Below are 24980 nucleotides of genomic sequence, written 5' to 3' on the forward strand. Positions count from 1 at the left end.
TCCATGAAAATTCATCAGAACATCCCTGACAGCGCCGGAATGAACGCGTTCCGGAACGATCCCGCCATGGCAGAGCTTCTGAAAATCTACCTGCCCTCCGGAATCCTCGAACTCGCCCTGCCGCAACTGGATCATATGGGAGCCATGGTAAATGACAGGCTGGAACAGCTTGCCCTTGCCGCCGACCAGAATCCTCCGAAGCTTCATATCCGCGCCCGAAACGGAGCCGCCAATGAGCGGATCGAGAAACATCCGGCCTATGAAGAACTCGAAAGGATCGCCTTCGGTGAATTCGGTCTTGCCGCCATGTCCCATCGCGGCGGAGTGTTCGGTGCAAAGGAAAAACTTCCGCCATTGGTCAAATACGCGCTGGTCTATCTGTTCGTGCAATCCGAATTCGGGCTTTGCTGTCCGTTATCCATGACCGACTCGCTGACCCGGACGTTGACCCGTTTCGGCTCGGACGAACTGGTTTCATCCTATTTCGACCGGCTGACCAGCCAGAAGATGGATCAGCTTTTTCAAGGCGCGATGTTCATGACCGAACAGATGGCGGGCTCGGATGTCGGGGCGATCGAGACCACTGCCCGCAAGGTCGACGGCGAATGGCGGCTTTACGGCGACAAGTGGTTCTGCTCGAATCCGGATGCGGCGCTTGCGATGGTGCTGGCCCGGCCCGAGAATGGTGGCGTGGGCACGCGCGGCCTGTCCCTGTTCCTGTTGCCGCGGATCCTGCCCGATGGCAGCCGGAATGCCTATCGCATCTTACGGCTCAAGGACAAGCTGGGCACCCGATCCATGGCCAGCGGTGAAATCACACTTGAAGGCGCAACCGCCTATCTGGTCGGCGAAGCGGGTCAGGGTTTCAAGCAGATGACCGATATGATCAACATGTCGCGTCTTGCGAATGGCGTACGTTCCGCCGGACTTATGCGGCGCTCGGTGAACGAGACGCTGTTCATCGCCCGCAATCGCAGCGCCTTCGGCAAGCCGCTGGCGGAGCTGCCGCTGATGCGCCGGCAATTGGCCAAGCTTCTGGTCACGGCTGAACAGGCGCGCGTGATGGTGTTTCACACCGCCCATGTCCTTGAAGCCTCCGACCGGGGCGATGCCGCCATGACACGGGTGCTGCGCATCCTCACTCCGCTGATCAAATTCCGGACTTGCCGCGACGCCCGCAAGGTGACCGGTGACGCGATGGAGGTGCGGGGCGGCTGCGGCTATATCGAGGAATGGTCGGATGCCCGCGTATTGCGCGACGCGCATCTGGGCTCGATATGGGAGGGAACCAGCAATATCGTCGCCCTCGATGTCGCCCGGGCGGCAAGGCGCGAGGATGCGCTAAGCGCGTTATCCGGCTATATCGACGATCTGATGAAAGAGGCCACGTCGATACTGGGACCGCTGACGGATTTGACCGGGGCTTATCACCGCGCCGCCGCATTGCTGCAAGCCGTCGCTGAAAACCCCGCCCGCGAAGCCGAGACCCGGCGCGCGGCCACCGCCGTCTACAATGCCACATCCGCCTGTATCATGGCATGGGAAAGCGCAAGGCTGACATCGCTTGGCATGGCCAGCGCCGATACGCGGTTGCGCCTTGCGCATGAGGTCTTACGGCACAAGCTGGCCGCGCGCGATCCGCTGGCCTTGCCCGAAGATGACGAAAGCCCGGCCCCCGACATTCTTGACATGTAGGAATTTGCGTCGCTGTCGCCGGGCACAGCTTCACCGCCCCCGCGGCTTCGCCCTTGTCGTCGGCAGTGCTTCGGTCGGATCCTCCGGCCATGGGTGCCGGGGATAACGGCCGCGCATATCCTTGCGGACATCGCTGTAGGACGATGCCCAGAATCCCGGCAGATCCATCGTCACCTGCACCGGTTTGCCGCCCGGCGACAGCAAGGTGATCCGCAGCGGACGCCCACCCACGACGGGATGGCGGGTCACGCCGAACAATTCCTGCAACCGCAACTCGATCGAGGGTTCCTCGTGATCGTAATCGATCGGGACCTTTCGTCCCAGCGGCGTGACGAAATGTGCCGGGAACTCGGCGGCCAGACGTTGCTGACCATCCCAGCCGATCCGTGCCTTCAGAGGCTCGGTCAGGTCCAGTCGCCGCAGATCGGCCTGCGTCTTCACGCTTCCCAACCACGGCAACAGCCACGTGCCATCGGCCAGCAGACTGGTATCATCCACCGGTCCCAACCCGTCCACAAGGGCTATCCGGGCACGCAGCCGCGCGGCCGAAGGCGTCCAGGGCAGCCCGTCCTGTCGCAATCCGTCAAGCGCGGCCTGCGCCACCGATTCCTCGGGTGCGTCCTGCCAGATCCGGTCGGACAGAATAATGGCGCCCAGACGCTCTTGCTGCCGGGTGAGCACCCGGTTTTCGCGCCGGGACCATTCGCAAAGCTCGACCGTTTCGATCCGGCCGGCGTAAAGCGCCCTGATATCCGCCTCATCCACCGGGGCGGCCATGCGTATCCGCGCCTCTCGCTGATCGCCGTCCAGATCCACGGCCACGATCAGCCGTTGTCCGGCCAAAGGATCACCCTCGTCCAGAACCGCACCCTTGCCGCCCGACAGAACGAAACGCGGCGCCTCGCCCTTGCGTCGCTGCCCGATCCGGTCCGGATAGGCCAGCGCCGCCATCGCACCCACCGTCATCGCTTCGCCGTCCGGGACCAGCCGCCGCAGCCGCTTCGCCTCGTCCCGGATGCGGTTCAGGGCGGGCCGGTGCAGATCATGCGGATATCGCGCCGCAAAGCCCGCAGGATCGCGGATCGCATGCAGCCGCAGCGCCAGATCTGCAGGCGCGCCACGCAGCGGATCCCGGTCGGATAACAGTGCTGCCAGTTCCGCGGCATCGCGCCCGCCCCGCAGCAGCATATGCGCCAGCCGGGGATGCAGGGGCAGCCGCGCAAGCTGCCGGCCATGTCCGGTAACCCGCCTCGCCCCGTCCAGCGCCCCTAGTTCCGCCAGCAAATTCCGCGCCTCGGCCAAAGCGGCATCCGGCGGAGGAGTCAGAAACGCGAGGTCCGCAGGCTCCGCTCCCCAGGTGGCCAACTCAAGTGCCAGACCGGCCAGATCCGCCACCATGATCTCGGGCGGGGCAAATGCGGGCAAGGCCCCCTCTTCGGCACGCGCCCACATCCGATAGCAGATACCGGGCGCGACACGGCCCGCCCGCCCGCGCCGCTGATCGGCCTCGGCACGGCTGACACGTTCGGTCACCAACCGCGACATGCCGCTGCCGGGATCGAAACGCGCCCGCCGCGCCCGTCCGGCATCGACGACAACCCGCACCTCGGGAATGGTCAACGATGTTTCGGCAATCGCGGTCGCCAGAACGATCCGCCGTTGCCTGCCCGGCGGTGCAAGGGCCGCACGCTGGGCCTTTGCGTCCAGTGCCCCGAATAACGGCAGCACCTCGCAACCGCTTTCGCCCAGCATGCCCGAGACACGGCGAATCTCGCCCTCGCCCGGCAGAAATGCCAGCACAGTGCCGCCAGTCTCCCGGGTCTCGGCCTCGGCTTGCAGGATCAGCCGCGCCGCCTCGTCGCTCAGCCGGAAGCGGGCAGGCAAGGGCCGATCCAGCCAGCGGGTCGCCACCTCGAATGCCCGCCCCTCGGATCGCAGCACCGGCGCGTCGTCCAGCAATGCCGCCACAGGGTCGGCATCCAGCGTCGCCGACATCACCAGCACCGCCAGATCCTCGCGCAGAGCGGCGCGGGCTTCCCAGACAAGCGCAAGGCCCAGATCGGCGGTCAGGTTGCGTTCGTGAAATTCATCGAAGATTACGCAGCCGATACCATCAAGAGACGGATCCGACTGGATCATCCGGGTCAGGATACCCTCGGTCACGACCTCGATCCGACTTCCGGGCACCGCCTCGCCCCGGATCCGATAACCGATCCGCTCGCCCGGTTTTTCGCCCAACTCGCCGGCCATGCGCTCAGCCGCGGCACGCGCCGCCAGCCGTCGCGGCTCGAGCATGACGATCCGTCCCGCGACCTGATCCATGAGCGCCACAGGCACCCGCGTCGTCTTGCCCGCACCCGGAGGCGCGACCAGAACGGCGCGCCCATGCCTCGCGATGGCGTCGCACAGTTCGGGCAGAATAGCGTCGATGGGCAAACTTATCCTCATCCCGGCTAAGTAACCTGACGGGCACGGCCTCCACAATCCCGTCACCGCACGACAAACGATGCCCCCTATCAATCCGTCCTGCCCGCGCCTATCTTTTCAGAAATGACAAGGGCGGAACGGCAGGCGGAATGGGAATTAGTGGCGATCTGATCAGGGGTTTGGGATTCGGCGACCCTGTAATCCGGCTGGGGGTGACCGGCCTGTCACGGGCGGGCAAGACCGTGTTCATCACCTCTCTCGTGGCCAATCTGATGGACCGGGGACGGATGCATGCCCTGCGGGCCGCCGCCGATGGCAGTCTGAAGACCGCGTGGCTTCAGCCACAGCCGGACGACACTGTGCCGCGTTTCGATTTCGAGCGTCATCTTGCCTCGATGACCGGCTCTGATCCGCATTGGCCGGACGGCACCCGTCATGTCAGCCAGCTTCGCCTGTCACTGCGGGTCGAGCCGCGTGGGTTGTTTTCCGGGCTGCGCGGGCCGCAGACAGTGCATCTGGATATCGTCGACTATCCCGGCGAATGGCTGCTGGACCTGCGGTTGATGGGCAAGGATTTCAGCGAATGGTCCGCCGAGGTCCTTTCGCGGATCGACAACCGTCCCGGTGCCGCCGACTATCAGCAGACGCTTGCGGAACTTGATCCCGCCACCCGTTTCGACGAACCGACCGCGCAGCGACTTGCCGAAAGCTATACCGCCCATCTGCATGCCGCGCGGGAGGCCGGATGGTCGGATTGCACACCGGGACGCTTCCTGATCCCCGGCGAGATGGCAGGCTCGCCCGCCCTGACATTCGCCCCCCTGCCCGAGATCCAGAAGGACGGCAAACTTTACAAGGAATTCCGCCGCCGCTTCGATGCCTATAAATCCCGTGTCGTCCGGCCTTTCTTCCGCGACCATTTCGCCCGGATCGACCGGCAGGTGATCCTGGTCGATGTGCTTGGCGCGATCCATCAGGGACCGCAATCAGTCGAGGATATGCGCCGCGCCATGGCCGATATCCTGACTGCATTCCGCCCCGGTCGCGCGGGCTGGCTGGCGCAGCTATTGGGCACAAGACGGGTCGAACGTATCCTGTTCGCCGCTACCAAGGCCGATCACCTGCATCACAGCCAGCACGACCGGCTGACCGCGATCCTGTCGGCCATGCTGCGCGAGGCCCGCGACCGGGCGGATTTCTCGGGCGCGCGAACCGAGGCGATGTCCATCGCCGCCCTGCGCGCCACGACCGAGGACGTGATCCGGAAGGATGGCGAGGAACTGCCCGCCGTGCGCGGAACGCTGACCGATGGCAGGCAGGCGGCATTCTATCCCGGCGAATTGCCGCCTGATCCGGCCCAGTTGCTGCACCCTGCGCGGAACGGGGCGCAGGAATGGCTGGATGCGGATTACGCGGTGATGAATTTCCTGCCCGCCCCGATGACGCGCCGACCCGGTGACGGACCGCCACATATCCGGCTGGACCGCGCCGCGGAATTCCTGATCGGAGACCTGCTGTGAGCGACACCCCGAAACGCGGACCTGTGTTGATCGAGATCGACGATTCCGCTTCTGAAACCCGCCGGTCCGGCCCGGCGGAGGAAACAAGGGACGAGACGGAACAGACCCGTCCCAATCCTGCGGACGCGCCTCCGATCGAAGAGCCGGACAACCCGCTTCCCCGCCCGCGCACGATGCAGATGGTCACCCGGCTGGTTGGCCGCCGGGCTTCGCTGCTGACCCGGCTGTTTCTTAGTTCCGCCGTGGCGCTTCTGGTCTTTCTGCTGACAGTTGCCGCGCTGGATTTTCTGGGCAGGCTGATTGACCGCTATCCTCCGCTGGGCTGGGCCGGGATCGGGCTGCTGGTGCTGTTCACGCTTGCGAGTCTTGGCATGGCATGGCGTGAATATCGCGCCTGGTCCCGCTTTGCGCGGATCGATACCATTCAACGTCAGGCAGGGCTGGCTTTGGTCGAGAATTCCAGCGACAAGGCGCGGCAGGTCACCGATCAACTGCTTTCCCTGTATCGCGGGCGCCCAGAGCTGAAATGGGGACATGACCGGCTGACCGATGGCCGGGCCGAGGCTTATGACGCAAAATCCCTGCTGATCATGGCTGAAAACGAGCTCATGACCTCGCTCGATCAAGAGGCCCGCCGGGAAATCGAGGCCGCCGCCCGCAGCGTCGCCGCGGTAACGGCCCTGATCCCGCTGGCTTTGGCGGATGTCGTCGCCGCATTGGCCGCCAATCTGCGGATGATCCGCCGCATCGCCGAGATTTATGGCGGTCGCGCCGGAACCGTCGGCAGCTGGAAACTGGCCCGTACCGTGATGACCCATCTGGTCGCGACAGGCGCAGTCGCCGCAGGCGACGACCTGATCCACACCATCGCGGGTGGCGGGGTGCTGGCCAAGCTGTCGCGCCGCTTTGGAGAGGGTGTCGTTAATGGTGCCCTGACGGCCCGGGTCGGAATCGCCGCCATGGAGGTCTGCCGTCCACTGCCATTCGTCACCCAGCCCAGACCCAAAGTGGGAAACCTGCTGACACGCGGGTTACGCGGCTTGTTTGGCAGCGATGAAGACGGCAAAGCCTGACCCGACCGCCAGTGAATGCTTGCCACGGCATCGCGGGCATGAAACATGATTCCGGGGGCAATCATTCAATCGGGGGGTCATGCAGGATTTCGGAGAATATGATTTCATCATCGTCGGGGCCGGATCTGCCGGTTGCGTGCTGGCCAACCGCCTCTCGGCCGATCCCCGGCACCGGGTTCTGCTGTTGGAGGCAGGCGGCAGCGACAATCGTTTCTGGGTTCATGTCCCGGTCGGATATCTATACGCAATGGGCGACCCGACGCTTGACTGGTGCTACAAGACCGAGCCCGAGCCCGGGCTGAACGGCCGCAGCCTGAATTATCCTCGCGGGAAAGTTCTGGGGGGCTGTTCCTCGATCAATGGCATGATTTACATGCGTGGTCAGGCCAATGATTACGACCGCTGGCGGCAGGCGGGTAATTCCGGCTGGGGCTGGGACGATGTCCTGCCTTATTTCCGCCGCTCGGAACGGCATTACGGTCCCGCTGATGAATTTCATAACGACAGCGGCGAATTGCGGATCGAACAGCAGCGCCTGAATTGGCCGATCCTCGATGCCGTTGCCGAGGCTGCGCAGGAACTGGGCCTGCCCGCCTGCGCGGATTTCAACTGCGGCACCAATGAGGGAGTGGGATATTTCCCGGTAACCCAGCGTGGCGGTATCCGCTGGAATGCCCGCAAGGCGTTTCTGAACCCGGCAAGGAACCGCGCGAATCTGCGGATCGTGACGGATGCGCAGGTAGAGCGGCTGTCCTTTGAGGGACGGCAGGCAACCGGTGTGATCTTCACCCATAAGGGACAAAGGCTGCATGCGCGGGCGGGCGGTGAGGTCGTCCTTGCGGCGGGCGCGATCAACTCGCCCGCGATCCTGGAACTCAGCGGTATCGGACAGCATGAGCGGTTGTCATCTCTGGGGATCGACACGGTTCTGGATCTACCGGGCGTGGGTGAGAATCTACAGGATCATCTTCAGTTGCGAAGTATCTTTCGCATCACCGGCGCGAAAACGCTGAACGACCGGGCGCGCAATCTGCTGGGCCGCGCCGGGATCGCCTTGGAATATACGCTTCGACGTTCGGGGCCGATGGCGATGGCACCCAGCCAGTTGGGGATTTTCGCCAGATCCTCGGAAGCTTTCGAGACCGCGAATATCGAATATCACGTCCAGCCGCTATCCCTGGACAGGTTCGGAGAACCCCTGCACGATTTTCCCGGCCTGACGGTCTCGGTCTGCAATCTGCGTCCCGACAGCCGCGGAAGCAGCCATATCCGCAGCGCCAAGGAGGGAACACCGCCGGTCATCGCACCGAATTACCTTTCAACCGAAGGCGACAGGCAGGTCGCCATCGACAGTCTGCGTCACGCCCGGCGGCTGATGCAGACCCGGCGCATGGCCACGTTCCGGCCCGAGGAAGTCATGCCCGGACCGCATCTGCAAAGCGATGCTGAATTATCGCGCGCGGCCGGGGATGTGGGCACGACCATCTTTCATCCGGTCGGCACGACGAAAATGGGCAATGATCCGATGGCGGTGGTGGATGCGGAATTGCGGCTGCACGGGATCGGGCGGCTGCGCATCGCGGATGCCGGGATCATGCCGACGATTCCCTCGGGCAATACCCATGCGCCGGTGACGATGATCGCCGAAAAGGCCGCCGATATGATCCTTGCGGCATCGCTTTTACGATCGGGCTGATTGCTGTGGGATTCGTGGTTGACCAGTCAGCCGGGGGATACGGACCGCGATCCCTTCAAGCGCGGCTTGGGGATATCCCTGTCCCGTCAACGCGCGGGCAAGGTGACCGGCGCGCACATACGTGATTTTCATAGCTGTAGAGGCCGGACCCATGTGCGCGACGGACAGATATGGACTTTCAGAATCCACCATGCTGTTTACAGGCCCGAAGCAAGAAAGGAGCGATATGGAGATTTTCGACAAGATCATCTCGGATCGCGGATCGCGATATGCCGTTTCCGGCGGCCCGGTCAGGGATCGCAAGGACATTCAGGCATTGCTGAGCGAGCTGAAACGCAACAAGCGCTTCGCCAAGGCGACACATAACAGCTGGGCCGCGATTATTTCAGGCGAACCAGTCAAGGATGACGATGGCGAATCCGGCGCGGGCGCCCTGATGCTTCAGATGCTGGAACGCGCCGGGCTGGAGGATCATCTGGTGGTGGTGACCCGCTGGTATGGCGGCAAACATCTGGGCGGCGACCGGTTCCGGCATGTCGCGGATGCGGTGCGGCACTATCTGCATCAGACGGGGCTGGGCAATGATGGCGCATCGCGGCCCGAACCTTCCGGCGGCTGATCTATCGGCGGGGTTTGCCCCGGAATCTGTCCAGAAATTTTCCGAAGCTTCCTCTCATCTCGGCGGCTTCGGAACTGACCCGGTCGGTGGCGTTGTCCCAGCGTTCATCCGCCGCACGAAGCGCGGGATCAATCCGGCGCTGGCGAAATTGGGTCCACAGCCGCCATAGCGACAGCAGGAACACGAACAGCACCCCAAGGATGACCATCGCCGGCCAGTTGCGCGGACGTTCATCCGGGCTTGCAAGCGTATCGATCCCGATCGCGTTCGGGTAGATGCTCAGCCATGGCAGGCGCCAGCCATAGGCGGTGATACTGACCCATTGCGGATTGCCCGAGGCCGATCTGAGATTCGTCGCCTCGGAATGCAGATTGGCGCTGTCATATTTGAAATAGGGGGGCCAGACCCAGCCGGTATCCTCATTTCGATAGACGAAAACCTTGCCGTTCGGACGCACCGTGTCGATGAACCGTACATCCCGCTGACCCGAAGAATGTTCAATAGTGCCGGTATCTTCGGAAGCATAGAAGATCGCATTTCTCGGGGTGACCAGCGTCAGGCGGTTATAGGTATTCGTGATCCGCACCGTGTTCTTGGAGGGCAGCGCGTAATCAAGGAACAGAAAGACCGCGACTCCGAACAGAACTCCGATGAAAACCTTGATATAATACATGATTTTACGGCTCCTACTGCCAGTTCACCCGCAGGACGTTTCCGATGATCCCCGATCGCGGCATGGGTCTTGATGCATAAACCAGAGTTATGCGGAATCACAGGACGAATCCAACCCGAAGCCACCCATCCCGGATTTTGCCCTGATCGTAAGGGGCTCATTCGATATAAATCTGGACACTCGCGGCACGGCCTGCGGCGTCGATAACCGTCAGCGTCGATGAGCCGCTGCTGTCGGGAACCCACATGGCGGTGCGCCGCCGGAATGTCTGCGACAGCGGCTTGCCATTGGCGAGCCAGCGAAACGGTGCGCGTCCACCGTTGATCTTGAGCGCCAGCGGAGCATCCGTCACTCCGCGGGAAAGCCCAAGATCGACACGGGCGCCCTGTGGCGGGAAGACGATTTCCGGCGCGGCCTCGGGCGGGGCACCCGCCATCGGGCGATTGCCCGAAGCGGCAAAGCGGCGCAGGGAAAAGGGAAGATCGGCGGCAGGCAATCGCGATGCACCGGCCGGGGGCGGCGGAAAGCGATTGAGACCGATACCCGACCGGCGGAACGCCTCATGCAGCAGGGGGGCAGCCGCGTCATAGCCCGTCAGACCCGGAACCGAGCCGCCATCGGCGCGCCCGCCCCAGACGCCAAGCACATGACGCCCGTCATAACCGACGGCCCAAGCGTCACGATAGCCATAGGAAGTGCCGGTCTTGTAGGCGACGCCAAGATGCGGCGCACCTTTCGGAGGCATGACGCCCGAAAGAATGTCGGTGATCTGCCACGCGGCCTGAGGGGTCAGGATCGTGGCAGGCTCCCGCGTCGGTTCGGTTCCAGCCAGATGCCGCAACGGCTGGACCTTGCCGCGGTTCACGATTCCTCCATAAAGCTGCACAAGCTGCTCAAGCGTCAGTCCCGCCCCGCCAAGCCCGATCGCCAGACCCGGACTCTCTCCCGGGGGAAGAACGGGTGTGGCCCCTGCCCGCCGCATCCGCGCCGCCAGCCGCGCCGGGCCGATCGAGTCCAGCAAACGGATCGCGGGCACATTCAGCGACATCTGAAGCGCGGTGCGGACCGAGACATCGCCTTGATAGGCCATGTCGAAATTCCGTGGCCGATAGCCCGAGAAATCGCCGGGCCGGTCCTCGATCATGGTTTCCTGCATGACCAGACCTTCCTCGAAGGCAAGGCCGTAGATGAACGGTTTCAGGGTCGAACCAGGAGAACGCAATACTCTGGTCATGTCGATCCAACCGGCACGGGACGGGTCGAAATACCCGGCAGAACCGACCCGCGCCAATATCTCTCCGTTACTCGCATCGGCAAGGATCATCGCAACCGAAACATTCGGGCCAAGCCGTCTGGCTCCGCTGGTGGCAACCTTTTCAAGACTGGCCTGCGCATTGCGGCTTATCAGCAAGCGATGCTGCTGCAACTCTGGCGCGGAGTGCATTACTGCATCGGCCAGATGCGCGGCATAGGCGGGCATAGGCAGCCGTCGTGCCGGAACCGCGTCGCCCGATGCCCTTGCGACCTCGCCTTCGGCGATCACCCCTGCCTGCGCCATACGGTCCAGCACCCGGTTGCGGGCCATCAGGGCAATCTTCGGGTTCCGGTCGGGGCGGCGCGCCTCGGGGGATTGCGGCAGCGCGACCAATAGCGCCGCCTCTGCCAGTTCAAGCTTGTGCGGCTCTTTCCCGAACCACGCGAGGCTGGCGGCCCGCACCCCTTCCAGATTGCCGCCATAAGGCGCAAGCGTAAGGTAGCGATTCAGGATTTCGCGCTTGGACATGCGCCGCTCGATCTGCAATGCCCGGCCTATCTGCCGGAACTTGGCAGTGAAACTACGCTCGTCGCGCGGTTCAAGCAGACGCGCAAGCTGCATCGACAGCGTCGATCCGCCCGACACGATCCGCCCATTCGTGGCCAGCTGCCATGCCGCCCGCGACAGAGCCCGCAGATCGACCCCGGAATGGGACCAGAAGCGTTTATCCTCATAGGCGATCAGCATTTCGATGAACTGCGGATCCAGCTTCTCGCTATCGGCGGGCAGGCGCCAGCGGCCATCCCTGGCCGCATAAGCCCTGAGCAGTGCCCCATCACGGTCCAGCACTTCCCTTGACAGGGAGATGGTGTCAGGCGGCAGCGGATAAAGCTTGTCCAGCCGCCACAGCACCACCCCTGCAACAGCGATCAGAACAGCCAGCACCGAAAGTGCAATCGCGCCGCGCCGCAGCCAGCGGCGCAATGCGACACCGGTCTGCGCTTGTGTCAATTCTCCCTGACCTCCATGAAGCCCGAGGCGGTGCGTGCCGACAGTTGCGGGCGGTACATGTCTTCGACGCTGGCCGCCGGATGCATGTAAACGCCCGGCGATACCGCCCGCACCACATAGGCCAGCCGGAAACTGCGGTCACTGCCGGTGTTCCGGTCAAAAGCGGCGATGAAGCGATCATCCCGAAACTCGGTATGCGCCGCATCTGTCCCGCCCAGCCAGCCGAAATTGTCAAGCTGCGCACTATCCACAAGGCGCGGATTATCGATCTCGAAGCCGGCGGGCAGCAGATCCGACACCAGCACGCGTGACGGCCAGTCATTATCCTGCGTCACCTCCAGCACGACGACATAACGCTCATTCTGACGGGCCGCGGTCACATCGGCCTCCTGCCCGTCCAGCGTGTAATAGCTGCGGGTGATGCCAAAACCATCGCCTCCGGCGGGCAAAGGCTCGCGCGGGGAGGCAACGGTCGTGACCGTCGCGGTCACGGGCTGATCGTCGCGGTTGGTGATCGTCACGGGTGTGGCGGATATTTCTGCCCCATCCATCTGCTGCGCAAAGCCGCCTTCATGGGCTGTACCGTTGACGGTCAGGCTAAGATCGTCGTCCGAGCGGGCCATCGCACGCGCCGCCAGCAACATCCATGCCTGATCCTGCGTGCTCTGATAGCGGATATCGCTTTGAAGATCCCCGACAAAGCCGATCATCTCGGGAACGATCCCCGGCTCGGGCCGCGTCTCTGCAGCAAGCGCCAGCATCGCGGCGCCATCCCGCAACGGCGAGCCGTAATCCGAGCGCGAGCGGAACTCGTTTTCTTCCCGCGCAAGAAGCAATGAGGACGCAAATCCGTTCGCGGCCCTGTCGCCATCCCCGTAAAGCCCCATTGCCGCTGCAAGCTGGGCGCGGGCCATCGGGGTGCTGAACTCATCCAGACGGGTATCGAGGTAATAGCGCAAATCCCCGGCGGAAGCCTTGCGATTTCGCGCCAGAACGTAAAGCGCATAGGCGATCTCGCTGCCGCGGGATTCGACATCCGTGTCATAAGCCACCGAGTTCTGCAGGTTGCGCAGCGCCTGCGCCATTGGCTGTTCGGGAACGGTAAAACCCTGTTCCGACGCCCGGGTCAGGAAATCGGTGACATAAGCGTCAAGCCACAAATCACCCGAACCCGGACTCCACATCCCGAAACTGCCTGCGGAAGATTGATAAGACAGGATTTTCGCAATCGCATCATCAACACGCTCTTTCACCTGCGGATCGTTTTCCATCCCGGCGGCCGCAGCAAGTTCATTGACGTAAAGCAGCGGCAGGGCACGGCTTGTCGTCTGTTCGGCGCAGCCATAAGGATAACGGTCAAGCGCCATCAGCAGCGCGGGAATATCAAAGCCCTGATTGCGCGAGACATTGACGCTGACCGCCGCGTTCTCACTGAAACGATCCGCCAGCAATTGCCGGTCCAGCACGATGCTGCCGCCATTCGCCGCCAGTGTCATCTGTTCGCGGGTGGTCACCGGCATGACGCCCGGACGCACCGGCAGACTGACGGTTTTCCTGACGGACAGGCCGGAATCATGGGTCAGCGAAAGATCTATCCGGCCTTCTCCCGCCGTACCGCTTGCAGTCACCGGGATCGCCACGGCGATCTTTTCCCCGGCGTCCAGCGTCAGGGTCTCGGGAAGCGGGTCGGCTTCGGTAAGTTGCAGCCCGGTTGTTTCAACATTCAGGCTGTAATCACCTGCGGGACCATCGGTATTGGCGATCTCAAGCAATATGCGGGTTTGATCGCCGGGGGCGAGGAAGCGCGGCAGGCTGGTTGTCAGAACAAGCGGTTCGCGGATGACGACATCGCCCGTGGCATGCCCGATCCCGTCTGCGGACCACGCGACCGCCATCACCCGCGCGGTGCCATTGAAATCCGGGATATCGAAGGATACCTGCGCACGCCCATCCGCATCTACCGGAACGATGCCCGAAAAGGATGCAAGAAGCGTCTCTGTCGGAGGACTGCCATTCGATTCCATGGTCGCCCCGTCCCCGCCGGTTCTGATCCGCCCCTGCGCCCCAAGCGAGCCATCGATCAGGCGGCCATAAATATCACGCAGTTCCAGCCCGAGTTTTCGCTGACTGAAATACCAGCCTTCCGGGTTCGGCGCCTCGTAGCGGGTCAGGTTGAGAATGCCCACATCCACGGCGGCGACAGTGACATAGGCATCCTCTCCCGCGGCAAGCCCGTCGATTTTGACCGGCACGGAAAGCTGCTGATCCGGCTGGATTTGCTGATCCAGATCAAGATCGACAGCAAGGCTGCGCTTACCCGGATCGACTTTCAGCCAGCGCAGGCCGATGGACCGCATCGGAAGGCGGTTTTCGGTATCGCTGCCGGGCCGGAACAATGTCACGGTCACATAAACGCCCGAGCCGAATTCTTCGGTGACCGGAATATCGATCTCTGCCCCGGTTTCGGGAACGGTTTCGGTAAAGCTTTGGATCAGGGAGTCCGAGCCGATGGTGATCAGTGCCTCTCCGGCGAAACGCGGCGATATCTGCAGCCTCGCCGTGTCACCTACATCATAACTGTCGCGATCAAGCGCGACCTCAAGACCGTCCGGCGTTTCGGTCGAGCTTGCCTCGACATACCAGCCGGAATCGAATGCCGCACTGCTGATCGGGCCGCCCATGTCCTGACCTTCGACCTCAAGGCGGTATCGGCCCCAATCGACCGGCACGCTGATCTGCGCTTCGCTGTCCGGATGCGCGTCGATGGTGCCATCCTGAACAAGGCTGCTGGTGGTGATGGGCTCGTAATTCCACGATCCGCCATCGCGATACCATTGGTAATGACGCTCGATCCGGTAAAGCGACCAATGCAGGCCATCCATCGCAATCCGTTCGCCTTCGGCATTCACAGCGATGACACGGAAAGCCGCACTGCCGCCCTCTGGCACGCTGCCACCGCCGAATTCGGGGCGCAGCCCGATCATCGGCCCCAACGGCTCGACCTCCAGCGGCAGGGAACGCTCGACCGCGCGGCCGCCAGCCTCGCGCATCCGCACGCTGACTTCGGCGCCAAGCAGGCGGGTGGTTGCCGGAGCATTGTCCAGCGATACCGGGAAAACCGCCTGCCCATTCGGATCGGTCGGCGGCAGGCCGGTCAAAGGAAGGCGGATGGTGCCGACATCATCTTCGTCATCAAGACCAAAGACATAACCCGGATAATCTTCCTGGCTACGAACCGGAAAAACCGACAATTCGCCTTCAAGCGCAAGCCCGGAAGCCGGCGCGCCGTAAAGATAACGCCCATCGACCGTGACATCCGTCATATCGCCCACGGCGATCCGGTTTTGGTCGCTGGAAAGCGTGATCTCGGTGCGGTCGGGCACGAAATCCTCGACCAGAAACATCTGTTCGGCCACAGCCGGTTTATCGGGGTCGGTATAAACGGATAGCCGCCAGGTGCCGCGCATGGCATTTTCGGGAAGCTCTAGATCGACCGCATGACCGCCAAGCGCTTCGCCCTTCGATACGGAACGCCGCGCTTCCGCGCCATCGGGGCGGCGGAAAATGAAGGTCAGCGGCAGATCATCGACTGCCTGAGACGAGGGATCGCGCGCAAGCGCCGCGACATGAACCACCTCGCCCGCGCGATAGATTCCGCGTTCGGTCCAGGTGAAGACATCCAAAGGCCCCGGCGCGTCGCGTCCGGTCACACCCCGGTCGGACAGGTCGAACCCGGCGCGGGTCATGTCCAGAAACACGAAATCCTCGTCGCCGTCCCGCGCCATCAATGCCGCCGGAGCCAGCCCGTCCGTTCCGCGCGCCTGCCCTGCTTCGAACCGGGCCTGACCCTGCGCGTCTGTCACCACCTCGCCCAGTACCTCGTTATTGCGGGCCAGCAGCCTCAGCGTCACGCCTTCCAGAGGTGTCGCAGAGGCCAGCGACCGGGCGAAAACCGTCAGCCCATCCTGCCCGGCAAAAGTGGACAGGCCGATATCGGAGACCAGAAACCATTGCGTCGCCAATTCGTCGGAATCGTCCTGAAGTGCCTCGGTCGGTTTGGCGGTCATCAGGTAAATACCCGGTTTCCGTTCCGGCACGGCCTCATCGATGGGAATACTGGTGGTCACGTCCCGGTTCAGTTCCGATGCGATCTCGACCGTTCCGCTCCAGACCGGCTCCCCGATCTCATCCATGAGATAATCCAGATTATATCCATTCAACTGACCGGGAAACTGCCTGCTGCCCAGCAATTGCGTCAAAGCCCTGTCGCCGACGCGGTAAACCGATAGCTCCGCCTCATCGGCATTCACCGAGATCAAGGGAATCCCGCGTCGCGCCGACGATGGCAGCACGAAATTGTCGCCGGTGAAGCGCAGCGCCGCTCCACGGTCGCGGATATAGATCTCTAACGACACGGATTGCGCCAGAACCTCGTCCACCGCCGAAGGCAGACCCTGCCGGACATTCACACGATACTGGCCGCCATGTTTCAGCCCGGTGACGCAAAGCTCCTGATCGCTGCGTTCGACCGCCGCGCCGGGGCTGTTATCGACCGTCACGAATTGCGCATAATCGACGCCGCTCTTGAGCAGAGGTTCCGAGAACTGAACGCAGACACGCGGCACGGCGCTGTCGGAATCCACGGAATGGTCAAGCACCCGGAACCCCTTGCGGCGCTTGAGATCGGCGTATTTTTCCTGCAATTCCGGCGTCGAACGCAGTGCAATCGCGGCTTCGTAAGCACTGATCGCGGGACGGAACTGGCTGCGCCGTTCCAGCGCCGCTGCCATGACTTCCAGTGCCGCCGCCCGATCCTCTTCGCTGCGCGAGGTCTGATAGGCGTTAACTGCCGCGGCCACGCCGATACGTTCCAACTCGCCCTGCCCGGTCTCGTTATTCGGCTCGGTCGCGACGGTTGCCTGCGCGAGACCGGACCACAAGCGGGATTCTTCGGGATCGATCGCCACGGCCTCGGCCCATGCCGCCATCGCCTCGTGGGGCGAGCCCTGGGCAAGCAGCCGTTCGGCCCGGTCCACACTTGACAGAAGCCCCGCCCCGCCGGGTTCGGCACGGCGCAGAAGATCGCGGCGGTAATCATCCGCCTCGCCCTGCAGTTCCCGGGTCAGGAACCGCAAGGGCGGAGGCGCGCCAAGATCCGGGGCCGCACCGGCAATGACGACTTTCCCCGCGACAGCTTCGTCTGCCGGGTTGGCTTGCGTGAAGTCGGATTTCAGGAAACACCACTCTGCATTGGTATTATAGGTGAACGCCCGGCATTCGGAATCATCAAGGCAAATGGCCTTGCATTGATCCAGCGTCACATCCTTCTCGGTCCGCAGATCGAAGCCGAAATAATCCGCGCCTTCGGTCACGTCGATTCGGCGCCCGTCCTGCGCGATCGCGGATGTGCCAAGCCCGGTTAACAGAACAAGTATCGAAACCACCCAGCGAATTGCATGCATTACCCGGCTCCATTCGCATATGACCTGTGTGACAAGGCGATTATGGCCTGTCATCGTGACCGGGTGTCAACTTGTTTCGAAACAATTTCACTGCCGATACGGGCATGGCTCGCATCTACGGAAACCGGCTGCGTCGGGGGAATCCGTGAAAGCGGATAACACCGGCATGTCGGCGAGGAAAATCTTGCGGGGGTCACCCCAAACAGAGTGTTTTTCTGCTTCAAGCATCACCTTTGGAGAAATCGTCTGGCGAGTTGCCTCCATATTCATATGCAATCAAGGAGGTGTTTGATGCTTGACGATTTGGTTCCGTGTTTGGCGGGCAGGCTTGCCGATCCCGGTTTGCTGGCCGGAAGCGGTGATTTTCCCGGGGCGGGCCGGCTGGCCGTTCGCGATCCTGCAACCGGAGATCTGGTGGCACAGGTCGCCATCAGCGACGCGACCGGAGCCGCCGCCGCCGTCGATGCCGCTCAGGCGGCCTTTCCGGGCTGGTCGGGAATGTTGCCGCAGAACCGCGCCGATATCCTGCATCAATGGCACAACCTGATCATGGAGGCGAAAGAGGATCTTGCCCGGATCATGGTTGCCGAGCAGGGCAAACCGATCAGTGAAGCCCGCGGCGAAATCGATTATGCCGCCAGCTTCGTCCGGTTCTATGCGGAAGAGGCGCTGCGCCCGAATATCGAAGGCGTAACCAGTCATCTGGCCGATGCCGAGATGGAATTGTGGCGCGAGCCTGTCGGCGTTGCGGCACTGATCACGCCGTGGAATTTCCCCACCGCCATGATTACCCGCAAGGCCGCAGCCGCCTTGGGTGCCGGCTGCACCGTTGTCATTCATCCATCGGCGGAAACGCCCCTTTCGGCATTGGCGCTGGCGGAACTGGCGCGTCGCGCGGGCTTCCCCGAAGGCACCGTCAACACGGTGATCGGAGACGCAGCGGCGATCGTCGGCGAATGGACGGCCGATCCCCGGATTCGCGCCCTGTCCTTCACCGGCTCGACGGAAATCGGGCGGCTGCTTTACCGGCAATCCGCCGACACGGTGAAACGTCTGGTGCTGGAACTGGGCGGACATGCGCCTTTCATCGTCTTCAAGGGCGCCGATCTGGACCGCGCCGTCGTCGAGGGAATCAAGGCGAAATTCGCCACCTCCGGTCAGGATTGCCTTGGCGCAAACCGCTTTTACATCGAGCGTCCGATCTATGACGAATTCTGCAGGCGTTTCACTGCCGCCGTTGAAAAGCTGACCTTGGGCCGCGGCATGGAGGATCCGGATATCGGTCCGCTGATCCATGACCGCGCCGTCGCCAAGCAGCTCGAGCATGTCGAGGATGCCGTGGCCAAGGGCGCGAAGCTGCTGACCGGCGGCGAGGTCGCGGCGGAACTGGGTCCGTTGTTCTTTCGCCCGACAGTTCTGGCCGATGTGCCGGATAATGCCGCGATCATGTCGCAGGAAACCTTTGGCCCCGTCGCGGCTCTGACCGCTTTCGACGACGAGGCCGAGGTGATCAGGCGGGCAAATGACACCGAATACGGCCTTGTCGCCTATGTTCACAGCCACGATCCGCGCCGCATCTACCGCATGACACGGGCATTGCAATACGGCATGGTGGCGGTGAATCGTACCAAGGTGACAGGCGCGCCGATTCCGTTCGGCGGAATGAAGCAATCCGGAATCGGGCGCGAAGGTGCCCGGCAGGGCCTCGAAGCTTTTACTGAAATCAAATATGTCTGCCGTGACTGGGGATGAAAGGAGCAAAACAATGCTAACAAACGATAAATTGGCCGAATGGGACCGCGAGAGCTTTTTCCATCCCTCGACCCATCTGGCGCAATTCGCCCGCGGCGAGGCCGCGCAGCGGATCGTGACCGGCGGCGAAGGCGTCTTTATCCAGGACCGCGACGGCAACAAGCTGCTGGACGGTTTCGCCGGGCTTTACTGTGTGAATGTCGGCTATGGCCGTCAGGAAATCGCCGAGGCCATCGCCGATCAGGCGCGTGAACTGTCCTATTACCACGCCTATGCGGGTCATGGTTCGGAAGCCTCGATCACGCTGGCCAAGATGGTGATGGATCGCGCGCCCAAGAACATGGCGCGGGTCTATTTCGGGCTGGGTGGCTCGGATGCGAATGAAACCAACATCAAGCTGGTCTGGTATTACAACAATATCCTTGGCCGTCCCGAGAAGAAGAAGATCATTTCCCGCTGGCGCGGCTATCACGGTTCGGGCCTGATGACCGGATCGCTGACCGGGCTGGAACTGTTTCACAAGAAATTCGATCTTCCGCTTGCGCAGGTGATCCATACCGAGGCGCCCTATTATTATCGCCGCCCCGACATGAACATGTCAGAGGAGGAGTTCACCGCCTATTGCGTCCAGTCGCTGGAAGAGCTGATCGCGCGTGAAGGCGCGGATACGATTGCCGCCTTTATCGGCGAGCCGGTTCTGGGCACCGGCGGAATCGTTCCGCCCCCGGCTGGTTACTGGCAGGCGATCCAGAAAGTGCTGGACAAGCACGATATCCTGCTGATCGTCGATGAGGTCGTGACCGGCTTCGGACGTCTGGGCACGATGTTCGGCGCGGATCATTACGGGGTGAAACCCGATCTGATCACCTCGGCTAAGGGCCTGACCTCGGCCTATGCGCCGCTTTCGGCAAGCATCGTCGGACAGCGGATGTGGGATGTGCTGATGAAAGGTACCGATGAGAATGGCGTGATCGGCCATGGCTGGACCTATTCCGCCCACCCGATCGGCGCGGCTGCCGGTGTTGCCAATCTCAAGCTGATAGATGAGCTTGGTCTGGTTCAGAATGCCGCCGATACCGGCAATTATTTCTGGCAAACCATGCGCGACGAAGTCGGCGGCCATGGCAATGTCGGCGAGGTGCGTGGCGAAGGCATGCTTTGCGCCGTGGAACTGGTGGCCGACAAGGATAAACGGCAGTTCTTTGACGCTTCAGCAGGCACCGGTGCTAAAGTCGTCGCGGCAATGCTGAAGCGCGGCGTGATCGCGCGGGCCATGCCGCAAGGGGATATCATCGGCTATGCGCCGCCCCTGTGCCTGACCCGCGCCGAGGCGGATCAGATCATCTCGGCAACCAAGGACGCGATAACCGAAGTCCTTGGATAAACTGCAAAAAGGCGGGGGTGCAAACTCCCGCCTTTCGCTTGCGGGCATACAGGACGAAGATCGCGGCTGCCGCGATGCGATCAGCCATTCCCACATTGGCTCCTGCATCCTTTCCCTGACGTATACCGACATTTCGCCAGTTCGAATTAACGATTCGCTAACTAAGTTTCGCTAGGCATCCCATTGACAGGGGGCGATCTCGCCACCCGTGGCAATGGTGAAATGCGAGACAGGCGATGCAATATAAAATTCTGATGCTGAACTTCGATACTCCGGTACCGGTCGGAAATGTCGGATTTTCGACGCGCGTCCCGTGGGGAAACATGGCCCCAAGCAGATCTCCGGGCCTCTATCCGCCCACGAATGCCAATCGTGAATTCGATCCCGCTGCATCCTTCCGCCTTGGCTCCCTGCAAGAACGCTATATCATCCTGAACGATGACGATACGGTTCTGCATGACGGCATCGGCGCTCCCAATGAAACCGGACAGACGCTGGCCACCACGAATGCCACATTCGGCGATGGCACGCCCTTTCCCGCAGGAACGCGGCTGGCCGGTTATCTTGGGTCCCGGCTGATCGACGAAGACGGCAATATCTTCCGTTTACAGTTCCCGCGGGAATTCGAGCAATATGACAGCGGCAGATTTCTGGGCGGAATGCATTCGGTGCTGGTCTTCCCGGAACCACGGTTCGATGAAACCGGCAACAGCTATCTGCCGGAATTCAACGCTGGAAAAAGCTTCAGCCTGCTGGAGATCGCATCGCAAGACAGATATGCCAATGCGACGCTGCCTCAGCTATCCACGGAAGCCCAGTGTTTTACGCAGGGCACGATGATCCTCACGACTGCCGGTCCCCGCGCGATTGAAACACTTCGCATCGGCGACCTGATCCCGACACGCGATCACGGCCCCCGCCATATCCGCTGGATCGGTGGCAGCTATCTTGATCCGCGACAGCTTGACCTGCAACCGAACCTGCGCCCGATCCTGATCCGTGCGGATGCTCTTGGCCCGGGGACGCCGCAGCAGGATCTGATCGTTTCACCCCAGCATCGGATTCTGATCACCTCGAAAATCGCGCGGCGCATGTTCGACGAGGATGAAATTCTCGTGGCGGCCAAGCATCTGACCACACTTCCGGGAATCGAGGCCATCCATCCGGAAAACGGCGTCAGCTATTGGCATATGCTGTTCGATGAGCATGAGCTGGTGTTTTCGAACGGAAGCTGGACAGAAAGTCTATTTACCGGTCCGCAGGCACTGAAGAGCATTACCGAATCCGCCCGGCGCGAAATTTTCGCGTTATTCCCTGAACTTGCCCGGCTGGATTATCGTCCCTGCCCGGTCCGGCGCCTGCTGAACGGGCGCGAGGGGCGCAAACTCGCCGAGCGTCATCTGAAGAACGGAAAACCGCTCGCCGATGAAATTTGAAACGGCTTGTCATCGTGGCATACGATGCATAGTCAGAATATCATGACGCAGATCATCATTCGCGATGCAAGGTTTCCCGATGACGCCCCGGATTTGCTTCGGCTTTTCCGCGAATATGTGGATTGGCTTGACGTGGATCTGGGCTTTCAGGATTTTGAGGCCGAGCTTGCCAGCCTGCCCGGAAAATATGCCCCGCCTGACGGCTGTGCCCTGCTGGCGAAAAATACCAGCGGTCAGGCAATTGGCTGCGTCGCGATGCGGCCTTTGAAAGGCGATATATGTGAAATGAAGCGGCTTTATCTGCGCCCCGGGGTCCGCGGAAACGGCCTGGGCCGCAAGTTGGCCGAAAGCGTGATGCAGGCCGCGCGACAGGCGGGATATCGGCGTATGGTGCTGGACACGCTCGATCATATGCAGGACGCCCTGCGCCTGTATGAACGGCTTGGGTTTCAGCGGATCGCGCCTTATTATCACAACCCGATCCCCGGCGCGGTTTATCTGGGACGTGATCTTGATCCCGCCTGACCAGTGCCGACGGTCCGGTTAGTTCCACCACCGCCCGGTCAAGGCGAATTTGGCCAGTGAGGCCCGGCGTTCTATCGGCGCAGGCGCGTAAATCTGGCGGAAACAATCGATCCGCCCCCGCGCCACCTTGTTCAGAAAATGCGCGGCACGCGGGCCGGGATAAAGTGCTGCGGCCAGGTCGCGCGGAATCCGGTGGCGCCCCGATGCCGCCCGACGCATCGCCTCAAGCCCCTGCACCGCCAGTTCCTGTATCTGCTCCGGACGCTCATGCGCCAATCCCAGCCCCAATTGCCGAAGTTCCGGCAGCACCCGCAGCCATGCCGCCAATCCCGCGCCCAGAGCCTGATCGGCAATGGTTGCGCGTTGTTCTTCTGCCGCGCCCAGACATCGAGCCGCATGCCACATCAACCCGCCCGAACTCGCAGCGATATAATCGATCACATCGGCAGGCAGGTCGAAGGGCATCCTCTCGCAATCCCTCCGTCGCGCCTCGACCAGCGCCGTCAACGCCCCCGCATCCCGCCCCCAATCATTCCAAAGCGGAGTCAGGACATCATGCAGGGGCGGCGCGATGCCGGATCCCATCTCGGCCAGACGTTCGATCCACCATTGCAACCGCATCTCGGCAAGCATCGGCTCGGCGGATTGGAAGGGTGCACGAGCAATTTCAAGATTCAACGCATATAGGGTGACAAGCGCAGGCCGCTTCCCTGGCGCAGCGGTCAATAGCGCCCCGAAACGATCCGGGTCGTGCTGGCGAAGCAATTCGGTGCAGGCTTCAAGGGTCACATCAATGGCAATCCGGCTTGCAGCACATTACTGCCCCTGCCGTTTCAGAGCCCCGGCAATCTGCTCCGTCAATTCCGCGGCCCGGTCCTGCGAGAATGGCTGCGTGAAATTGAAACTCGTGCTTCCATCCTTTTCAGCCACCAGTCTGATTCCGGCAAGAGCCATCTCATCGCGCAGCATATCGGCCTTTGAGAACTCTTTGGCATTGCGCAACTCGCGCCAGATCCGGCAGATTTCGGCGATCTTTTCCGCAATCTCACCCTGAAGCGGCGCGTCATCCGCCCATGCCCCCATTTCAGGCAGCAGAAGTCCCAGCATCCGCGCCGATGCCAGCAGCCCCGCCGCATCGCCCTGCCCGGCCAGTTCGTGCAGCGCAGCAATAGCGCCCGCCGTGTTAAGATCATCGGAAAGCGCATCGATGACGGCAGGTGCCGGATCCGGTGCGGGCTCCATACCGTCAGTAAGGCCGCGCCACCGCCGAAGCACCGCTTCGGCATCCCTTGCCTTCGCATCGGTCCAGTCCATCGGCTTGCGGTAATGGGTGGACAGCATCACGAAGCGGATCACCTCGCCCGGCACGTCACGTTCCAGAAGATCGCGGACGGTAAAGAAATTGCCCAGTGATTTGGACATTTTCTTGCCCTCGACCTGCAACATCTCGTTATGCAACCAGACCTTCGCGAAATCCCCCTCCGGATGGGCGCAGCAGCTTTGCGCGACCTCGTTCTCGTGATGTGGGAATTGCAGATCGATCCCGCCGCCGTGAATATCGAATGTATCGCCCAGAAGCGCCCGCGACATGGCCGAGCATTCGATATGCCAGCCCGGTCTTCCCCGTCCCCACGGGCTGTCCCAACCGGGCGTCTCGGCATCCGAGGGTTTCCACAGCACGAAATCCATCGGGTCACGCTTGAAGGGCGCCACCTCGACCCGCGCGCCAGCGATCATGTCATCGACCGAACGGCCCGACAGCCGCCCATATTCGGGAAAAGAGCGCACATCGAACAGCACATGCCCTTCGGCGACATAGGCATGGCCCTGCGTCACCAGCAATTCGATCATCTCCACCATCTCGGCGATATAATCCGTTGCGCGCGGCTCGTGATCGGGGCGCAGCGCACCGATCGCATCCATGTCCTGATGATACCAGCCGATCGTCTCTTCGGTCAGATCGCGGATCGAGCGGCCAAGCGCAGCCGCCCGGTCGTTGATCTTGTCTTCGACATCGGTGAAATTGCGCACATAGGTCACCTGATCCGGGCCGTAGATATGATGCAGCAACCGGACCAGCACGTCGAAAACCAGAACCGGACGCGCATTGCCCAGATGCGCCCGGTCATAAACCGTCGGCCCACAAAGATACAGCCGGACATTCCCCGCATCCAGCGGCATGAACAGCTCTTTCTTTCGTGTGCGTGTATTCGTCAGCCTGATCTCGACCATGTTATGCCTTTCCTGCCGGACGGCAGGCTTCTAACGCAATCCGGAACCCACGGAAACCGCCCCGGGCGTCTTCTTCACAATAAATATCCTCTGGGGGTGCGGGGGGGCAAGCCCCCCCGCCTAAACCGCGAATATTTCTTTTAATTAATAATTAGGATATTAATTTAACAAAAAGGCCCCCCCCAGAACCAAATAAAGATAAAAAACTTAAAAGGCAGGG

Annotated in this window: 15 protein-coding genes; 9 read left to right on the forward strand and 6 right to left on the reverse strand. The window is 62.1% G+C overall.

Going from position 1 to position 24980, the window contains the following annotated elements; genetic code table 11:
• Window positions 1–3 precede the first annotated feature (3 nt).
• A complete protein-coding gene (locus tag Q0601_RS09395) occupies window positions 4–1695 on the forward strand; it encodes an acyl-CoA dehydrogenase family protein (RefSeq protein ID WP_305289455.1) in 1692 nt (563 codons plus the stop codon).
• A 30-nt stretch (window positions 1696–1725) separates the two neighbouring features.
• Here Q0601_RS09395 and hrpB read toward each other — a convergent pair whose 3' ends face one another.
• Window positions 1726–4143, reverse strand: a complete 2418-nt coding sequence (gene hrpB, locus Q0601_RS09400; protein WP_305289457.1) for an ATP-dependent helicase HrpB — start codon at window positions 4141–4143, stop codon at window positions 1726–1728.
• A 128-nt stretch (window positions 4144–4271) separates the two neighbouring features.
• Between hrpB and Q0601_RS09405 the strand changes: the two genes are divergently transcribed.
• The 4 genes from Q0601_RS09405 (at window position 4272) to Q0601_RS09420 (ending at window position 9030) form a co-directional block, all read left to right on the forward strand.
• On the forward strand, window positions 4272–5642 hold the full coding sequence (locus tag Q0601_RS09405; protein ID WP_305289459.1) for a YcjX family GTP-binding protein: 1371 nt from the start codon (window positions 4272–4274) through the stop codon (window positions 5640–5642).
• On the forward strand, window positions 5639–6715 hold the full coding sequence (locus Q0601_RS09410; protein ID WP_305289461.1) for a YcjF family protein: 1077 nt from the start codon (window positions 5639–5641) through the stop codon (window positions 6713–6715). Before Q0601_RS09405 ends, Q0601_RS09410 begins: the two co-directional genes overlap by 4 nt.
• Window positions 6716–6794: 79 nt before the next feature.
• Window positions 6795–8411, forward strand: coding sequence for a GMC family oxidoreductase (locus Q0601_RS09415; protein ID WP_305289463.1), 1617 nt, complete (start codon window positions 6795–6797; stop codon window positions 8409–8411).
• A gap of 226 nt (window positions 8412–8637) precedes the next feature.
• Window positions 8638–9030, forward strand: a complete 393-nt coding sequence (locus Q0601_RS09420) for a YigZ family protein (RefSeq protein WP_305289465.1) — start codon at window positions 8638–8640, stop codon at window positions 9028–9030.
• Between the two features lies 1 nt (window position 9031).
• Here Q0601_RS09420 and Q0601_RS09425 read toward each other — a convergent pair whose 3' ends face one another.
• From Q0601_RS09425 to Q0601_RS09435, 3 genes are all read right to left on the reverse strand, one after another.
• A complete protein-coding gene (locus Q0601_RS09425; protein WP_305289468.1) occupies window positions 9032–9703 on the reverse strand; it encodes a DUF1523 family protein in 672 nt (223 codons plus the stop codon).
• A 157-nt stretch (window positions 9704–9860) separates the two neighbouring features.
• The gene (gene pbpC, locus Q0601_RS09430; RefSeq protein WP_305289470.1) at window positions 9861–11969 is read right to left on the reverse strand and encodes a penicillin-binding protein 1C; all 2109 of its coding nucleotides are present in this window, start codon (window positions 11967–11969) and stop codon (window positions 9861–9863) included.
• Window positions 11966–17431 (reverse strand): alpha-2-macroglobulin family protein, encoded by a 5466-nt coding sequence (locus Q0601_RS09435; RefSeq protein WP_305289472.1) that lies wholly within the window; start codon window positions 17429–17431, stop codon window positions 11966–11968. Before Q0601_RS09435 ends, pbpC begins: the two co-directional genes overlap by 4 nt.
• A 291-nt stretch (window positions 17432–17722) precedes the next feature.
• Here Q0601_RS09435 and Q0601_RS09440 point away from each other — a divergent pair, with 291 nt between their 5' ends.
• From Q0601_RS09440 to Q0601_RS09455, 4 genes are all read left to right on the forward strand, one after another.
• Window positions 17723–19183: an NAD-dependent succinate-semialdehyde dehydrogenase gene (locus tag Q0601_RS09440; protein ID WP_305289474.1), complete on the forward strand. Its 1461-nt coding sequence runs from the start codon at window positions 17723–17725 to the stop codon at window positions 19181–19183.
• Window positions 19184–19196: 13 nt separating this feature from the next.
• Window positions 19197–20567 (forward strand): aspartate aminotransferase family protein, encoded by a 1371-nt coding sequence (locus Q0601_RS09445; protein ID WP_305289476.1) that lies wholly within the window; start codon window positions 19197–19199, stop codon window positions 20565–20567.
• Window positions 20568–20803: 236 nt separating this feature from the next.
• Entirely contained in the window at window positions 20804–22003 is a 1200-nt protein-coding gene (locus Q0601_RS09450; RefSeq protein ID WP_305289478.1) for a Hint domain-containing protein, read from the forward strand.
• Between the two features lie 42 nt (window positions 22004–22045).
• Window positions 22046–22528 (forward strand): GNAT family N-acetyltransferase, encoded by a 483-nt coding sequence (locus Q0601_RS09455; RefSeq protein ID WP_305289480.1) that lies wholly within the window; start codon window positions 22046–22048, stop codon window positions 22526–22528.
• A gap of 18 nt (window positions 22529–22546) precedes the next feature.
• On the opposite strand, the gene Q0601_RS09460 is transcribed toward Q0601_RS09455, so the two are convergent.
• Together Q0601_RS09460 and cysS are read right to left on the reverse strand one after the other, a co-directional pair.
• Entirely contained in the window at window positions 22547–23317 is a 771-nt protein-coding gene (locus tag Q0601_RS09460) for a squalene/phytoene synthase family protein (RefSeq protein WP_305289482.1), read from the reverse strand.
• A 27-nt stretch (window positions 23318–23344) separates the two neighbouring features.
• Complete coding sequence (cysS, locus tag Q0601_RS09465) at window positions 23345–24760, reverse strand: cysteine--tRNA ligase (RefSeq protein ID WP_305289484.1); 1416 nt, start codon at window positions 24758–24760, stop codon at window positions 23345–23347.
• Between the last annotated feature and the right edge of the window lie 220 nt (window positions 24761–24980).

The organism is Paracoccus wurundjeri, from assembly GCF_030678915.1.
In the GTDB taxonomy this organism is placed as follows: Bacteria; Pseudomonadota; Alphaproteobacteria; order Rhodobacterales; family Rhodobacteraceae; genus Paracoccus; species Paracoccus onubensis_A.

What these genes read in the sequence shown, in the direction of transcription:
- Q0601_RS09455 (WP_305289480.1), top strand. Translation starts at nt 22,046, where the DNA reads ATGACGCAGATCATCATTCGCGATGCAAGGTTTCCCGATGACGCCCCG.
- Q0601_RS09440 (WP_305289474.1), top strand. Translation starts at nt 17,723, where the DNA reads ATGCTTGACGATTTGGTTCCGTGTTTGGCGGGCAGGCTTGCCGATCCC.
- Q0601_RS09445 (WP_305289476.1), top strand. Translation starts at nt 19,197, where the DNA reads ATGCTAACAAACGATAAATTGGCCGAATGGGACCGCGAGAGCTTTTTC.
- Q0601_RS09435 (WP_305289472.1), bottom strand. Translation starts at nt 17,431, where the DNA reads ATGCATGCAATTCGCTGGGTGGTTTCGATACTTGTTCTGTTAACCGGG.
- hrpB (WP_305289457.1), bottom strand. Translation starts at nt 4,143, where the DNA reads ATGAGGATAAGTTTGCCCATCGACGCTATTCTGCCCGAACTGTGCGAC.
- Q0601_RS09415 (WP_305289463.1), top strand. Translation starts at nt 6,795, where the DNA reads ATGCAGGATTTCGGAGAATATGATTTCATCATCGTCGGGGCCGGATCT.
- Q0601_RS09420 (WP_305289465.1), top strand. Translation starts at nt 8,638, where the DNA reads ATGGAGATTTTCGACAAGATCATCTCGGATCGCGGATCGCGATATGCC.
- Q0601_RS09395 (WP_305289455.1), top strand. Translation starts at nt 4, where the DNA reads ATGAAAATTCATCAGAACATCCCTGACAGCGCCGGAATGAACGCGTTC.
- Q0601_RS09450 (WP_305289478.1), top strand. Translation starts at nt 20,804, where the DNA reads ATGCAATATAAAATTCTGATGCTGAACTTCGATACTCCGGTACCGGTC.
- Q0601_RS09405 (WP_305289459.1), top strand. Translation starts at nt 4,272, where the DNA reads ATGGGAATTAGTGGCGATCTGATCAGGGGTTTGGGATTCGGCGACCCT.
- cysS (WP_305289484.1), bottom strand. Translation starts at nt 24,760, where the DNA reads ATGGTCGAGATCAGGCTGACGAATACACGCACACGAAAGAAAGAGCTG.
- Q0601_RS09425 (WP_305289468.1), bottom strand. Translation starts at nt 9,703, where the DNA reads ATGTATTATATCAAGGTTTTCATCGGAGTTCTGTTCGGAGTCGCGGTC.